The sequence below is a fragment of the Acinetobacter sp. ANC 5054 genome, from assembly GCF_002135295.1.
Lineage (GTDB): Bacteria > Pseudomonadota > Gammaproteobacteria > Pseudomonadales > Moraxellaceae > Acinetobacter.
On record NZ_NEGG01000005.1, the window covers coordinates 119,794 to 133,987 of the forward strand.

Annotated in this window: 16 protein-coding genes and 1 pseudogene; 8 read left to right on the forward strand and 9 right to left on the reverse strand. The window is 41.2% G+C overall.

What is annotated here, in order from left to right:
- Positions 1–335 precede the first annotated feature (335 nt).
- From serA to B9T33_RS06920, 3 genes are all read left to right on the forward strand, one after another.
- Positions 336–1,568 carry a phosphoglycerate dehydrogenase gene (gene serA / locus B9T33_RS06910; RefSeq protein WP_086178203.1) on the forward strand — a complete coding sequence of 411 codons (1,233 nt, stop codon included), beginning with the start codon at positions 336–338 and terminating at the stop codon, positions 1,566–1,568.
- A 114-nt stretch (positions 1,569–1,682) separates the two neighbouring features.
- A complete protein-coding gene (locus B9T33_RS06915; protein WP_086178204.1) occupies positions 1,683–2,552 on the forward strand; it encodes an EamA family transporter in 870 nt (289 codons plus the stop codon).
- Between the two features lie 205 nt (positions 2,553–2,757).
- On the forward strand, positions 2,758–3,633 hold the full coding sequence (locus B9T33_RS06920) for an EamA family transporter (RefSeq protein WP_086178205.1): 876 nt from the start codon (positions 2,758–2,760) through the stop codon (positions 3,631–3,633).
- A 70-nt stretch (positions 3,634–3,703) separates the two neighbouring features.
- On the opposite strand, the gene B9T33_RS06925 is transcribed toward B9T33_RS06920, so the two are convergent.
- The 3 genes from B9T33_RS06925 to truB all read right to left on the reverse strand — a co-directional run bounded on the left by B9T33_RS06925 (position 3,704) and on the right by truB (position 5,999).
- A complete protein-coding gene (locus tag B9T33_RS06925; RefSeq protein ID WP_086178206.1) occupies positions 3,704–4,165 on the reverse strand; it encodes a hemerythrin domain-containing protein in 462 nt (153 codons plus the stop codon).
- A 125-nt stretch (positions 4,166–4,290) separates the two neighbouring features.
- Positions 4,291–5,064 (reverse strand): sulfite exporter TauE/SafE family protein, encoded by a 774-nt coding sequence (locus tag B9T33_RS06930; RefSeq protein WP_086178207.1) that lies wholly within the window; start codon positions 5,062–5,064, stop codon positions 4,291–4,293.
- 26 nt (positions 5,065–5,090) lie between these two features.
- Positions 5,091–5,999 (reverse strand): tRNA pseudouridine(55) synthase TruB, encoded by a 909-nt coding sequence (truB, locus tag B9T33_RS06935; RefSeq protein WP_086178208.1) that lies wholly within the window; start codon positions 5,997–5,999, stop codon positions 5,091–5,093.
- A gap of 152 nt (positions 6,000–6,151) precedes the next feature.
- Between truB and B9T33_RS06940 the strand changes: the two genes are divergently transcribed.
- The 5 genes from B9T33_RS06940 (at position 6,152) to B9T33_RS06955 (ending at position 10,766) form a co-directional block, all read left to right on the forward strand.
- Entirely contained in the window at positions 6,152–7,180 is a 1,029-nt protein-coding gene (locus B9T33_RS06940; RefSeq protein ID WP_086178209.1) for a lipase secretion chaperone, read from the forward strand.
- 39 nt (positions 7,181–7,219) lie between these two features.
- A complete protein-coding gene (locus tag B9T33_RS06945; protein ID WP_086178210.1) occupies positions 7,220–8,200 on the forward strand; it encodes an esterase/lipase family protein in 981 nt (326 codons plus the stop codon).
- Positions 8,201–8,405: 205 nt separating this feature from the next.
- A complete protein-coding gene (locus tag B9T33_RS16455) occupies positions 8,406–8,579 on the forward strand; it encodes a hypothetical protein (RefSeq protein WP_171263592.1) in 174 nt (57 codons plus the stop codon).
- Between the two features lie 14 nt (positions 8,580–8,593).
- Complete coding sequence (locus B9T33_RS06950; RefSeq protein ID WP_416202589.1) at positions 8,594–9,577, forward strand: esterase/lipase family protein; 984 nt, start codon at positions 8,594–8,596, stop codon at positions 9,575–9,577.
- Positions 9,578–9,800: 223 nt separating this feature from the next.
- Positions 9,801–10,766, forward strand: coding sequence for an esterase/lipase family protein (locus B9T33_RS06955; protein WP_086178212.1), 966 nt, complete (start codon positions 9,801–9,803; stop codon positions 10,764–10,766).
- A 61-nt stretch (positions 10,767–10,827) separates the two neighbouring features.
- Here the strand turns inward: B9T33_RS06955 and rplS are convergent, their stop codons facing one another.
- From rplS to B9T33_RS16675, 6 genes and pseudogenes are all read right to left on the reverse strand, one after another.
- Positions 10,828–11,199: a 50S ribosomal protein L19 gene (gene rplS, locus B9T33_RS06960; protein ID WP_086178213.1), complete on the reverse strand. Its 372-nt coding sequence runs from the start codon at positions 11,197–11,199 to the stop codon at positions 10,828–10,830.
- Positions 11,200–11,395: 196 nt separating this feature from the next.
- Positions 11,396–12,142 carry a tRNA (guanosine(37)-N1)-methyltransferase TrmD gene (gene trmD / locus B9T33_RS06965; protein ID WP_086178214.1) on the reverse strand — a complete coding sequence of 249 codons (747 nt, stop codon included), beginning with the start codon at positions 12,140–12,142 and terminating at the stop codon, positions 11,396–11,398.
- Between the two features lie 27 nt (positions 12,143–12,169).
- Positions 12,170–12,718 (reverse strand): ribosome maturation factor RimM, encoded by a 549-nt coding sequence (gene rimM / locus B9T33_RS06970; RefSeq protein WP_086178215.1) that lies wholly within the window; start codon positions 12,716–12,718, stop codon positions 12,170–12,172.
- Between the two features lie 17 nt (positions 12,719–12,735).
- Entirely contained in the window at positions 12,736–12,993 is a 258-nt protein-coding gene (gene rpsP / locus B9T33_RS06975; protein ID WP_086178216.1) for a 30S ribosomal protein S16, read from the reverse strand.
- Positions 12,994–13,137: 144 nt separating this feature from the next.
- Entirely contained in the window at positions 13,138–13,548 is a 411-nt protein-coding gene (locus B9T33_RS06980; protein WP_086178315.1) for a type IV pilin protein, read from the reverse strand.
- Between the two features lie 493 nt (positions 13,549–14,041).
- Positions 14,042–14,105, reverse strand: a pseudogene (locus B9T33_RS16675) (pilin); the annotation flags it as partial.
- Positions 14,106–14,194 lie beyond the last annotated feature (89 nt).

Here is a 14,194-nt window from a genome sequence, read left to right on the forward strand (position 1 = left end):
AAGAAGTAAAACAAGTAATAAATAGCCTATTAATCATTCAGTTGAATACAAAATGATTAAAATTTTGAATAGGCATTCGTGATTAAAAAGGAGCCAAATTAAATGACCTTTTTTCACGAGTGCATATTATAAAGTATTTTTAGGCAAAACCCGTAGAAAAAGCGGTTTTTCCAATGTCACCTTTGAAATTACAGGTTTAATTAGACCAACCGCGACAAGTTTTGACACATCTATTGCCCAAATAACTCACACTGCGGTCATAAAGGAAATATATATCAGCGCTTGTCCTATGCTATTATGTGCGCACTAAATTTGGCCTTTGTAGCGGAGCCGTAATGAGCCAACATCTTTCTCTACCTAAAGATAAAATTCGTTTCTTGTTGTTAGAAGGCGTTCACCAAAACGCTGTCGACACTTTAAATGCTGCTGGATACACCAACATCGATTCCCGTAAAACTGCGCTTGAGGGTGAAGCGTTGAAAGAAGCGGTTAAAGATGCTCACTTCATCGGTATTCGTTCACGTACTCAACTCACTGAAGAAGTTTTTGAAGCTGCGAACAAACTGATTGCTGTGGGTTGTTTCTGTATCGGTACAAACCAAGTGAACTTAAATGCTGCCATGATTCGCGGTATTCCAGTATTCAACGCACCATACTCAAATACACGTTCGGTTGCTGAACTTGTACTTGCTGAAGCAATTCTATTGCTTCGCGGTGTTCCTGCTAAATCTGCTTCAACTCACCGTGGTGGTTGGAACAAATCTGCAGTTGGTTCATTTGAAACTCGTGGTAAAACTTTAGGTATTGTTGGTTACGGTTCGATTGGCTCGCAACTTTCTGTACTTGCTGAAGGCTTAGGTATGCACGTGATTTATTACGATGCAGTGACTAAACTTCCAATGGGTAATGCACGTCAAGTCGGTTCTATGGGTGAACTTCTTGCCAATGCAGACGTCGTATCTCTACACGTTCCAGACGTTCCATCAACTCGTAACTTCTTCGGCAAAGACCAATTTGCTCAAATGAAAGAAGGCTCAATCTTCCTAAATGCTGCACGTGGTACATGTGTAATCATTGAAGACCTTGCAGATGCGATCAAATCTGGTCACATTGCTGGTGCTGCGGTTGACGTATTCCCTAAAGAACCTAAAGCAAACGGTGAAGAATTCGTTTCTCCACTTCGTGGCTTAGACAACGTGATTTTGACTCCTCACGTGGGCGGTTCAACGATGGAAGCGCAAGCGAACATCGGTCTAGAAGTTGCTGAAAAATTCGTGGCTTACTCTGATAAAGGTATGACTTTATCTGCAGTGAACTTCCCAGAAATCGCGTTACCGTTGACTGAAGGTAAACACCGTTTACTTCATATCCACAAAAACGTGCCGGGCGTTCTTTCAAAAATCAACAACTTGTTTGCTGAACACGGTATCAACATCTCTGGTCAGTCTTTAATGACTAAAGGTGATGTGGGTTACTTAGTGATGGACGTTGATGCAACTGCATCTAAAGAAGCTTTGGATACACTTCACGAAGTTGAAGGTACGATTCGCGTTCGCGTATTGTTCTAAGTTATTCAAATATTGAAGCCACAGCCTTCGGGCTGTGGTTTTTTATTTTAGATAGTTTTTACCATCTGGCCTTTGCCAATCTCCCGCTATTTAAACTATCGATCCAAATTTAGTATGCCAAATTTTAAAGTTGCCCCTGCGATACAAGCTCCGTTGATTTTACTCATTGCCATGATCAGCATGCAAAGCAGTGGTTCTTTTGCCAAATATCTGTTTGGGCAATTTCCCATTTTGACAGTTTCCGCCATGCGCCTATTACTGGGTGCATTGATTTTGGCGCTTATTTTTAAAATTTGGCAGATCAATTTCAAACAGGTGAAATGGTCAGCGATTATCAGCTATGGCATTGCTTTAGCGGGTATGAACATGCTGTTTTACTTGTCGATTGATCGTCTCCCACTCGGCATTGCCGTTTCTTTTGAATTTATTGGCCCGCTTTCCGTTGCCTTATTTGCAGCACGTCGAAAGTTCGATTTTGTTTGGGTCGGACTGGCCATTCTTGGTCTAATTCTCTTGTTCCCATTTGATCAAGCTGCTCAGCGACTTGACCCGATTGGAATTTTATTTGCCTTAGGTGCAGGCGCGTGTTGGGCACTATACATCGTGGCAGGTCAAAAACCGTCAGGGGTTTCGGGCAATCATACCGTGTGCTTAGGCATGTTTGTCGGCATGTGTGTCTTGATGCCCATTGCTCTATTTGCGGGTATTCCCGCGCAGACTTTTGAACCCATGAGCCTTTTATACTTTGTCGCATTAGCGACACTGGCAAGTGCTTTACCGTTTAGCTTAGAAATGATTGCGCTACGTAATTTAAGCGCGCTGAGCTTTGGTACGCTCATGAGTTTAGAACCAGCAATTGCTGCTCTCTCTGGTTTTGTCTTTTTGCATGAACAGCTACTTTGGACACAATGGATGGCATTGGCAGTAATTATTTGCGCCTCCATAGGTTGTACCTATACCACGCAAAAGGCTAAACAACTTTAAATTCAAATCTATACGGAAACTTTGAATTTAAACTTTTACGCTCTATGTTCAAGCGATAACAACCAATATATTTTTAAATTCAAAGTGCTGAAACTGGCTTTAAATTCATTTTCCGACGCTCAACATCACGCCACATTCGATCTAAACCGCTATACTGTGTACATTCAAAAATAGGGCCTTCACTGCCCCACCAACTGCGTGCCACATGCCAAATTCACAACTCATTGCTGTCGTGTTCATGGTGCTGTCGATGATTTCATATCAGATCAGTGCTTCATTTGCTAAACAATTATTTTTAGTACTCGATCCGCTCAGCGTCACTATTTTAAGACTCTGCTTTGCGTCCATCATCATTTGTTTAATGTTTCGCTCATGGCAGATTTTAAAACGATTGTCCTTCCTGAAATGGCGTGATCTGCTGTGCTATAGTGCTGCACTGTGTTTAATGAATGTGTTGTTTTACATGTCACTGGGCAAATTGCCTCAAGGCATTGCGGTGGGTTTAGAGTTCATAGGACCTCTCGGTTTAGCATTGCTTTCAATTAAAAATCGCAGTGACTATATTTGGGTGTTTTTAGCAATTTTGGGTATTGCACTCATGGTGCCTTGGGGACAAGCGCAGGGCGGAAATTTCTCCCTGTTCGGTGCAGCATGTGCCTTAGCCGCAGGACTATGTTGGGCCTTCTATATTTATTTTGGTCAAAAGGTCGTACATCAAAATATTGGCATGCATGCGCTCACCATTGCCATTACTTTATCTGCGTTGTCCTTATTGCCGATTGGTTTATATCGTGATGCGCCTGCATTGCTAGACACCCAATATTGGCCTAAAGCATTGGTTATCGCGGTTTTAGCAACCGCCATTCCTTATGCACTGGATTTAAAAGCGTTAAAGATTCTGAGTAAACTGAGCTATGGCACCTTATCGAGTATCTCCCCTGCACTTGCTGCAATCACTGGGATGGTCTTACTAGGTGAAACCATTGGCATGTGGCAATGGTTGGCCTTAGTCTGCATTATGTTGGCTTCTGTAGGCGTGACCTTTAGATCTGCTAAAGCAACAACCAACACTGCAAATTAAAATCGATAAAAAGTAAATCGCATAAAAAAGACGGTCATGCCGTCTTTTTTCATTCATACAAGATCAAGTTCTAACCTGTGAGACTATCTTTATCGGCTTTTTTATATTTTTTATATTCAGCCAAATATTGGGTTGCTAGCGTTTCCTTTTGCTTGTCATTTAAAATTTTACCTGCTTGCTGAAAGAAGCCATGTTCTTCTTCCTTCAAATGGTGATGAACTATTTCTGAGAGTTTTTTGGCAATCGCTAACCAACCCGGATTGCTAAATTCCGTTTCCGTCAACTGCTCCAAAAGTTCATCCATTTCATGATGTTCGGACAATGCATGTCGAGTAATATTCAGTCCTGAATCGGTCATCATTAAAGGAATATAAAAATACCGATCTTCCCCTACGGCATGGGCAAATAATTCATTTTTGAGACGTTCAAATAAATCACGTCGCTCAGGTGTATCACCCGATGTCTGAATTAGTTGTTCTGAAAGTGCTCTTTGTTTTTCATGACTTTGGCGTAAAGCTTCAAAAATATTCATGTGGATGATGTCCTCTGATGCTTAATGGGCTAGTTCATCTATTTTTATTCAGCAATCTTAAAATGCTTATTTTTTATACTAACCACATCAGCAGCAGAAAACAGCGTCGCTCTGTTAAGATTTGTTCAAGCTTGACCAGTAAATGTTTGATAGCCTAAACGAATAATTAAAATACTCACCAAAATCAAAAATAAAATTCGAATAAAGCCGCTGCCATATTTGATTGCAGCACGCACACCTACAATCGAACCGATAATATTCGCCACCGCCATCATGGCACCAATCGCAAATAACACATGTCCTGTCGGTATAAAGAAACTTAGGGCTGCAAGGTTAGTGGTGAGGTTGGCGACTTTGGATAACGCTGATGCATGTAAAAAGTCTGCCTGCAAATAGCGTATAAAAAAGAAAATAAAGAAGCTGCCTGTGCCCGGTCCAAAGATCCCATCATAGAATCCAATCGCCAAACTACCCACTGCTGCCAAGATTAAAATCTTAGGTGTGAGTTCCTGACGCACATGCACCTGACCAAATTGTTTTTTTGCAAAGGTATATATCGCAATGATAATTAACATCACCAAAACAAAAGGACGCAGCACTTCTTTCGGAATCATTGACACGCAAGCTGCGCCTGCAAAAGACGCAACAAATGCACAACTGGCAATGACTGCCAATAATTTCCAGCGCAGCTTCACCTTTTTTAAAAAGGTCACAGCTGCTGAAGCCGTACCACAAATTGATGAAAGTTTATTGGTACCAAAAACTGTCGCAGGCGACAGTTGCGGCATGGCATTCATAATGGCAGGAATTTGAATTAATCCACCGCCGCCAACAGCCGCATCAATTGCGCCAGCAAAAAATGCAAAAAATAGCAGGCTGAGGATCAGTTCAATTTCCATAATGTGGCTTCAATTGCTGTTAATGACTATTCAAGATTTAATACACGTTTTGGCACTAAACGTTTACGATCAGTAATTTCCGCTAGGCCCAAACAACGCTCCCCATCAAACACCAAAACCTGAGCTTCCGCAGCATGCTCAATATTACTTTCCATACCCCGACTAAAATATTCAGCTCGACCTTCAGGTGCTTGGATCTTGGTAAAATGATCCACAGGTGAAAACACGGGCAATAGCAAGGCTTCACGTTCAGCTTCGGTCAAGCTCTCTAAATATTCAATGGTATAACTTGGGTTGAGGTCAAAATGACCGGTTTGAATACGATGTAGATAGGTTAAATGTCCGTAAGTGCCCATGGCTTTTGCGATATCTTCGCCTAAAACACGGATATACGTACCCTTCGAACAAGTAATGTCGAGTGTAATACTATTCTCATTGAATGATAATAACTCGATGGCATATATGGTGATTGGGCGTGCTTCTCGTTCAATTTCTATCCCTTTACGTGCCAATTCATATAAAGGGCGGCCTTCTTTTTTCAGTGCCGAATACATGGGTGGAATTTGTTGAATATCCCCCACAAATTGCGCCAAGACATTTTGAATATTTTCTTCAGTCAATGTTGGAACGGCTTGTTCTAGCAGTACCTCTCCTTCGACATCGCCCGTGGTTGTGCTATGCCCTAAAAAAACCGTGGTTTGATAACGCTTGGTCGAATCCAATAAGAAATGTGAAAACTTGGTCGCCTCACCTAAACAGATTGGCAATAAACCTGAAGCCATTGGATCAAGTGCACCCGTATGTCCTGCTTTTTGGGCTCTAAATAACCAACGTACCTTTTGTAGGGCAGCATTTGAACTAATGCCAAGCGGTTTATTTAAAAGAAATACACCATGTACAGGACGGCGCTGAATTTTAGGAGAAGCTTTTTTCATGAAAAAATCGGGCTAAAAAAGTACAGCGCCATGGTATCAATCTAAATGAAATATTTACAACTCTTCTATATTTTTATCGAACTTTTATGTCATATTCAGTTCACATTTAGAACTCATAAAACAATTAAAACGGAAAAAAGGTGCATTGGGATATGCAAAAAAATAAACTCTGGCTCATTTTAGCCTCAGTCATCATCATTGCTGCGGCTTTTATTTATTGGCTTTCACCGAAAGCAACTCAAAACGAGAACAATCCAAATGCTGAACTGCAACAAACTGCCATGGCTGCATCTGGGGAAACAGCAACTTTAGCAAATAGCGCTGGCTCGTCACTCATGAGTCCAAGTCAAAGCGACACTGAAGTGAACTGTCAAATTAGTATGGATGGTTCAAACCGCCTAATTGTAAATGAACAAACTCGCAATTGCTTTGAATATTTCATTACCCAATATGGTGAAAAATCGATTGATCAAATCAAAAAAGATTTTAAAACCTATATCGCTCAAGGTCATAAAGAACCTGCACTCTCGCAAATTTATGATTTGTGGGATCGCTACATGAAATATCGTGAACGTTTAGGCGACTTACAACCACCGGGTGATGATAAAGAATCACCACAGTATTACCGTTCAATTTACAACAGCACGCAAAATCTGCGTAAACAGTTCTTCTCGGACTATGAAATTGAAGGTCTATTTGGTAAGGAAAATACCTACCATGAATATACGTTGAAACGAATGGAAGTGGTTAACGACAAAAAGCTCTCTGAAGCTGAAAAAGCCCAAAAACTCAAAGCACTGTTTGATGAGCTGCCAGAAGATTGGAAAGAAAGTTTAGAACAAATCAATAAACTGGATGATCTACGCAAACTAACCTCAGACATTAAAGCTCGTGGTGGCTCAAGTGATGAAATCCGTCAAATGCGTTTAAATCTGGTGGGCGCTGAAGCAACGCAACGCCTTGAAAATCTTGATAGTCAACGCAGTGAGTGGAAAGGAAATGTGAACCAATATCTGAATGAACGCGACACCATTATGAAAAGCAATATGAGTGATAGCGCCAAACTACAAGCGGTTCAACAATTACGTAATCAACAATTTAAATCTAAAGAAGATCAATTGCGCTTAAGCACTTTTGAAGCGGTCCATGATCAAGGTGGAAAACTGCCTTTTTCAGAATAATAGGATCATAAAACAACACCATCATTTCAGGATGAAATTATGCAAAACAAAAAGAATATCGCCTGCACTGCCCTACTTGCCTGCTCTAGCGTGCTTGCGATGTCAGCAGCTCAAGCTGGAGAAGGTTTACAACATGTGACGGCAAAGACCACAGCAACCTACGCCAAAACTAAATATCCGATTGTATTTACCCACGGTATGTTTGGATTTACGCGCATTGGCTTTGATAGCTTTGGCATGGACTATTTCTATCAAATTTTGCCAGACTTGGCACGTAATGGTGCCAATACTTTTGCCGCGCAAGTTTCCCCGCTTGAGTCGACCGAAGTTCGTGGCGAGCAACTGCTTGCCCAAGTCGAAGATGTATTGGCTTTAACAGGCCAAGCTAAAGTGAATTTAATCGGTCACTCTCATGGTGGACCCACCACACGTTACATTGCTGCGGTAAAACCACAATATGTCGCATCGATTACAGGGGTTGCGGGGACATTCCGAGGGTCATTGGTTGCCGATAAAATTCAAGCCAATAAAGGTCTGAATACGGTTTTTGGGGTACTCGGTGACAAATTGCTCGCACCAATTATTACTTGGGCAGAAGGCAATTCAAACCTACCAAACAGCATTGATGCTTCATTAACATCTATCAGTGAAAAAGGTTCTGCTGTTTTTAATGCTAAATTTCCAACAGCAGCCTTAGCATCTGACTGTAATAAATCAGGTGCTAAAATCGATAAAGGAATCTACTATTATTCTTGGACAGGGACAGCTCAGACGACCAATGTACTTGATGTATTAGATACCGTCATTAGCCAACTAGGCCCATTGGCCTATGGCAATAAAGACAATGATGGTTTGGTCGGCCGTTGCAGCGCACATTTAGGTCAGGTTATTCGTGATGACTATAACCATAACCATCTCGATGAAGTAAATATGGTATTTGGATTACGCAGTTTATTTTCTCCAGACCCTGTGGCCTTATATCGTCAACATGCCAATCGCTTAAAATTACAAGGATTGTAATTGGCATCAATTTTACGAGTTTCAAATTAAAAAAAGGATGCCTACTTGGCGTCCTTTTTTATTTACAATGTTTTTATTTGTAAATATAAACTGAATATTTTCAATAATATATTAAATAACAACAGTTAAGCATTCACATGTCATTAAAGGACAAATGTATATAATTTTCACTGTCATTTCAGCACATTCCATGTCCTAAAATGACATGGAATTTCAAGTTAAGCATGAAAAAATGTTGTGGCGTCTTTGTGCCTTAATCACTCTCAAATGTGTTGGTTTTGCCAACAGCAAAGATGCGAAAGAACAAAGAGAGAATGCTTCAAATTATTACAAAGCAATAAAAACAACATCAATAAGGGAAAGTTTATGCAAACTTTAATCAACAAGGCCAAGATGGCTTCATTTGCTGCACTCACAGGCTTAGCGATAGGATTATCGGCAAGCGCACAAGCAGCTCCAAGTGTCCTACAAGTTAAGGAAACTGCAAAATCAGACTATGCCAAAACCAAGTATCCGATTTTAATGGTACATGGTTGGTTAGGTTGGTCACGCATTGGTACTGACTCTGTCGGATTAGATTATTGGTACCAAATCCTTCCGGATATGGCACGTAACGGTTCAACGGTCTTCGCAGCACAATTATCTCCAGCAAATACCACTGCCCATCGTGGTGAGCAACTGATCGCGCAAGTTGAAGATGTGATGGCGATTACAGGCAAAAGTAAAGTGAACTTAATTGGTCACTCACATGGCGGTCCAACTGTGCTGTATGTTGCACAGACCAAACCACAATACATCGCATCAATCACAGGTGTCGCAGGAACTTATCATGGTTCTAAAGTGGCTGATGATATTCAAGGCAATAAGATATCTCGTACCGCTTTCAACATTTTAGGCGATTATATTGTTGGTCCACTGATTGCTTTAGGTCAGGCAAAACCTGAACTTGAAATTGATTTTGATGCGTCAATGAAATCTTTAAGTCAAACAGGTTCAGCGACATTTAATAGCACTGTGGCAAAATCTGCAATTTCTGATGGCGTATTGGCAGCTTCTGAGAATTGTAGTAAGAACCTTAAGCAAGTCGACAGTAAAGGGATTCAATACTATTCGTGGACAGGTGTCGCTCAAACCACCAACCTTCTGGATATTGATACTATTCTGATGCAGCTTGGGCCTTTATCTTACGGAAACAAAGATAACGACGGTATGGTTTCTCGTTGCAGCGCGTACATGGGTAAAGTGATTAATGACAGCTATAAACTAAACCATACAGACTTGGCGAACATGATGTTCGGCTTAACCGGTCTATTCGCTCAAGACCCTGTAGCCTTATATCGTCAACATGCCAATCGCTTAAAACTTCAAGGCCTATAAATCTTATTTGCTAAATAGTTATAAATAGGAGGGCTGCTGTCCTCCTATTTTTTATTAAAAATAAATTTGCTATGAATTCGTCATAAACCGCTATCACTCTTGTGATTTTTGTTACATCTCTACGTTCACTTAATCTAGTTCTGTTTGCAAAGGAAAGCGTTGATTGATTTATTAAAGATGACAATAAAAATTGTCATAAAACAAAAATATTTGAGGATCACTCATGAAATACTTAACACTCATTGCAGGTCTGCTTGCTGCGACGGTTATCAGTAGCGCATCGGCATCTCAAGCTTCTCAAGTAACTGCAAAAGCAACATCCACTTACGCTAAAACTCAATATCCAATTGTGTTTAACCATGGCATGGGTGGTTTTATTAAAGTTGGTACAGACGCTTTTGGACTAGACTACTGGTATCAAATTTTACCCGACTTAGCACGTAATGGTGCGAATGTCTGGGCATCACGTGTGTCTCCTTTTAATTCCACTGAAGTTCGTGGTGAACAACTCCTCCAACAAGTTTTGGAAATACGTGCCATTACAGGTGCAGCTAAAGTGAATTTGGTGGGACATAGTCATGGCGGCCCGACTATTCGTTATGTTGCGGGTGTGCGCCCAGATGTCGTGGCATCACTCACCAGTATCGGTGGGCCACATCAAGGCTCGCCAGTCGCGGATTTAATATTAAAAGCTGAAGGAACAGCGGTGGAAAAGCCACTGGTGAGTGTAGTCAATTTTGTCTCTAAAGCAATTGTCTGGGCACAAGGACTGGATCCAAACACATACCCGCATGATTCACTGGCAGGTGGTGGTAGCCTAACTCTCGCTGGCTCTGCAAAATTTAATGCCGCATTCCCTCTTGGCTTACCTAAGTCCGCTTGTGCTGAAGGCAACAGTGTAGAGAAGGGAATTTACAACTATTCATTTACTGGGGTCGGGCAAGTGACCAATATTCTCGATTTGGATTCTGCCCTAAAAGTGACTGCGCTACTGATTGACGGTGGTAAGGACAATGATGGATTAGTTTCAAAATGCAGCGCTAAATTCGGTAAAACCATCCGCGACAACTACAATTGGAACCATCTGGATGAAGTCAATCAAGTCTTGGGCTTGAAAGCATTATTCGCACCTGATCCAGTGGATGTCTATCGTCAACATGCCAATCGTTTAAAACTTCAAGGTTTATAATATTTTTCTCACATAAAAAAATGCGCCAAAAGGCGCATTTTTTTCAGCGTTGTAAAACAAATTATTTTGCTTTACGAGCTGGTAATTTTTCACGAATACGTGCAGCTTTACCAGACAATTCACGTAGGTAGTAAAGTTTAGCACGACGAACGTCACCACGACGTTTCACTTCGATACCAGCAACGATTGGTGAGTGAGTTTGGAATACACGCTCAACACCGAAACCGCTAGAAATTTTACGTACTGTGAACGCAGAGTTCAAACCACGGTTTTTCTTAGCAATTACAACACCTTCAAATGCCTGAAGACGTTCACGCTCACCTTCTTTTACTTTTACTTGAACAACTACTGTGTCACCAGGAGCAAAAGCAGGGATGTTTTGTTTCAACTGTGCATTTTCAACAGCTTGTACTAAAGGATGTTTACCGCTCATGGGGTATCTCCGATTACGCGAGTCAGAAGAGGTCTGATCATCGCAGGGTATAGAGGCTAAAGCGCATGTTACCCGTTTAACTTTCTCTCAATACTTGACCACTTCAATGTATTAAGAGCCTATTAAAATACTTAAAATCATTTCTAAGTATCTGTTTGAAGCTATGCTTCTGATTTTGCAAACTCAAAAATAGAGACTACTTTTGAATGTGCGAATCTTTGAGCCATTTTTTTTGCTGCTTCGTCAACTCAACTTTTTCAACCAACTCAGGTCGGCGTTCTAAAGTGCGCTGATATCGCTGCAAAAACCGCCATTTATCAATGTTTGCATGATGTCCTGACTTTAAAATTTCAGGAACATCCAAACCTTCAAAATGGTCTGGCTTGGTATATTGTGGGCAATCTAAAAGACCATCCACAAATGAGTCTTGCACATGTGATTGTTCATCAGACATCGCACCCGGAAGTCTCCGAATAATACTGTCTAACAGAACCATTGCAGGGAGTTCACCACCCGATAATACGTAATCGCCTATTGACCATTCCTGATCAACATATTTTTGGATCAAACGTTCATCTACCCCTTCATAACGACCACACAATACAATCAACCCGTCATATTTGACGAAATCTTGTACCGCAGGTTCATTTAAGGTTTTGCCTTGCGGTGACATATACACCACAGGAACATGAACTGCACCCGCTTGCACTGCAAGCTCTTTAGCACGTTGGATTGCTTTTGCCAAAGGCTCAGCCATCATCACCATGCCTGGGCCACCACCAAATGGACGTTCATCCACTCGTTTGTAGTTGCCCTCAGCAAATTCGCGTGGATTGATACAATGAACTTGTATCAAATCACGTTTTGCCGCGCGCCCGCTAATTCCGTGGGCTGTAATCGCTTCAAACATTTCAGGAAAAAGCGTAATGACTGCAAAAAACATCGCAGACTCCCTTATTTCCAAAAAATATTAGTAATCTACGCCCCAATTTACGTAAATACGACCAGCTTCGAGATCAACACGCTGTACCACATCTTTATGCCATGGAATCATTCGCTCTTCACTATCGACGCTTTCGGCAGTGGCACGAACCACCATCACATCGTTAGCACCTGTTTCAAACAGTTCGTGAATTTGACCGAGATTTACTTCTTGCTCTTCATCGCCAAGACCTAACACAGTTAAGCCTTTCAAATCTGACCAATAGTACTCGTCCACGCCCGGTTGAGGCAGTTGCGATTTTGAAATCCAGATATTTGCGCCGACTAAATTGTCTGCTGCAGTGCGATCAATCACACCTTTTAGCGAAACAACCAAACCTTTGCCATGTGGTTTCCAACGTTTAACATCTGTCGTTTGCCAACCCGCTTTGGTCTCAATGTACCAAGGAAGGTAGTCAAAGATGTTGCTCATAGGTTCTGTATTGGAATAGACCCAGAGCCACCCATTTAATCCATATGCTGAACGTAGCTGTCCAATCTGAATACGATCTTCGGGAACATTCTGTGTTGGTGTCATGGGTAACCTACTACGAATTAAGCAGCAGCTGTAGCTTTCTTAGCTTCAGCAGCTAAAGAAGCAACACGTTCAGAAGGTTGAGCACCTTGTGAAACCCAGTGAGCAAAACGGTCAGCATCTAAACGAAGTTTTTCTGCTTTACCTTGAGCTGTAGGGTTGAAGAAACCGATACGTTCGATGAAACGACCATCACGTGCATTACGGCTATCAGTCACAATGATTTGATAGAATGGACGTTTTTTAGCACCACCGCGTGCAAGACGAATAACAACCATGATAGAACCTTATAGTTTTTACGGATTATCCCTGTACCGACCATCGATACATTTCAAACCCCTTTCATAGAGGGCAATATTTTACGTGAAATTTGCCCCGAATGAAAGATCAAAAATTGTTTATCCACAATTTTGAATTTGAGGTTATTTGCCGTCCCATGGTTCACACGTACCCGATGTTTTTTCCCAACATTGTTTACCTGTGCTGTCTATAGTTAAACTTCCTGTACTTTTCATTGCGCCAGTAGTTTTAGGAGTTGCTGTGAGTGTCCAAGTTTGATCCCCTGCATCTAAATCTAGTGAGTACAATGCATCATGGCTAGGGAAGTCTACTGTAGTATTTGAACCATCTATCGTAGCAGATGAATAATTATGATTGATAACATAATAGCTCTGCATTTTTTGTGCAATTTGCATCATTTCTGCTTGCGCATCAGCACGTTTAGTTCTCTGTACATAGTTTTGATATGAGGGATAAGCAATTGCCGCAAGAATTGCAATAATAACCACAACAATCATCAGCTCAATTAATGTAAATCCTTTCACGCTCTTCATTACCATGACTCACTATTATCATCATCACCACAGTCTACGAATGTTGTCACAACATTTTTTACTTTTGTCATACAACGAAGGCCCGTATTGGTTAAAAGCAAATCATAATTACGTGGCTGTTTAGGCTCCGAACCGTCTTTAGCACGTTCCACAGAAATAGCCCAACTCAATCCATTAACGCTTTCAGAATCAGTTGTTTCTGTACCCTCACTATTTACAATTGTCAAAGGTTTATGACCAGTACCACCATCAACTAAGGTAATGATATATTTAACATCTGCGCCACTCGCACCTAAAGGCAATGACAATTTTCCTGTCGCTTTGTCATAATAGCTTTCACTGGTAGAATTCCCATCGGAATCAGTACCTTGATAACCATATAAATAAGTTGCATCAAAACCCTTATAACTAAAATTTTTAGATTTAAAACGCTCAAGCTCTCCTGCCAACCGCAAGGCTTCTTGACGAGCGATGGCAAGATCTTTACGTTCAATATATTGACTGTAACTTGGGATCGCGATTGCTGCCAAAATTGCAACAACAACAACCACGATCATCAACTCAATTAATGTAAAACCTTTTGCCTTTTTTAATTGCGCTACCGAATTTAATTGCACAGCTGTAGCAGAAACAGTCAGCTGTGTAT

Excerpts from the sequence above, each read along its gene's own strand:
- B9T33_RS06950 (WP_416202589.1), top strand. The coding sequence starts at position 8,594 with ATGGCTTCATTTGCTGCACTCACAGGCTTAGCGATAGGATTATCGGCA.
- B9T33_RS06980 (WP_086178315.1), bottom strand. The coding sequence starts at position 13,548 with ATGAAGAGCGTGAAAGGATTTACATTAATTGAGCTGATGATTGTTGTG.
- rpsP (WP_086178216.1), bottom strand. The coding sequence starts at position 12,993 with ATGGTTGTTATTCGTCTTGCACGCGGTGGTGCTAAAAAACGTCCATTC.
- rplS (WP_086178213.1), bottom strand. The coding sequence starts at position 11,199 with ATGAGCGGTAAACATCCTTTAGTACAAGCTGTTGAAAATGCACAGTTG.
- B9T33_RS16455 (WP_171263592.1), top strand. The coding sequence starts at position 8,406 with ATGGAATTTCAAGTTAAGCATGAAAAAATGTTGTGGCGTCTTTGTGCC.
- B9T33_RS06940 (WP_086178209.1), top strand. The coding sequence starts at position 6,152 with ATGCAAAAAAATAAACTCTGGCTCATTTTAGCCTCAGTCATCATCATT.
- B9T33_RS06955 (WP_086178212.1), top strand. The coding sequence starts at position 9,801 with ATGAAATACTTAACACTCATTGCAGGTCTGCTTGCTGCGACGGTTATC.
- B9T33_RS06930 (WP_086178207.1), bottom strand. The coding sequence starts at position 5,064 with ATGGAAATTGAACTGATCCTCAGCCTGCTATTTTTTGCATTTTTTGCT.
- trmD (WP_086178214.1), bottom strand. The coding sequence starts at position 12,142 with ATGTTTTTTGCAGTCATTACGCTTTTTCCTGAAATGTTTGAAGCGATT.
- B9T33_RS06925 (WP_086178206.1), bottom strand. The coding sequence starts at position 4,165 with ATGAATATTTTTGAAGCTTTACGCCAAAGTCATGAAAAACAAAGAGCA.
- serA (WP_086178203.1), top strand. The coding sequence starts at position 336 with ATGAGCCAACATCTTTCTCTACCTAAAGATAAAATTCGTTTCTTGTTG.
- B9T33_RS06915 (WP_086178204.1), top strand. The coding sequence starts at position 1,683 with ATGCCAAATTTTAAAGTTGCCCCTGCGATACAAGCTCCGTTGATTTTA.
- rimM (WP_086178215.1), bottom strand. The coding sequence starts at position 12,718 with ATGACACCAACACAGAATGTTCCCGAAGATCGTATTCAGATTGGACAG.
- truB (WP_086178208.1), bottom strand. The coding sequence starts at position 5,999 with ATGAAAAAAGCTTCTCCTAAAATTCAGCGCCGTCCTGTACATGGTGTA.
- B9T33_RS06920 (WP_086178205.1), top strand. The coding sequence starts at position 2,758 with ATGCCAAATTCACAACTCATTGCTGTCGTGTTCATGGTGCTGTCGATG.
- B9T33_RS06945 (WP_086178210.1), top strand. The coding sequence starts at position 7,220 with ATGCAAAACAAAAAGAATATCGCCTGCACTGCCCTACTTGCCTGCTCT.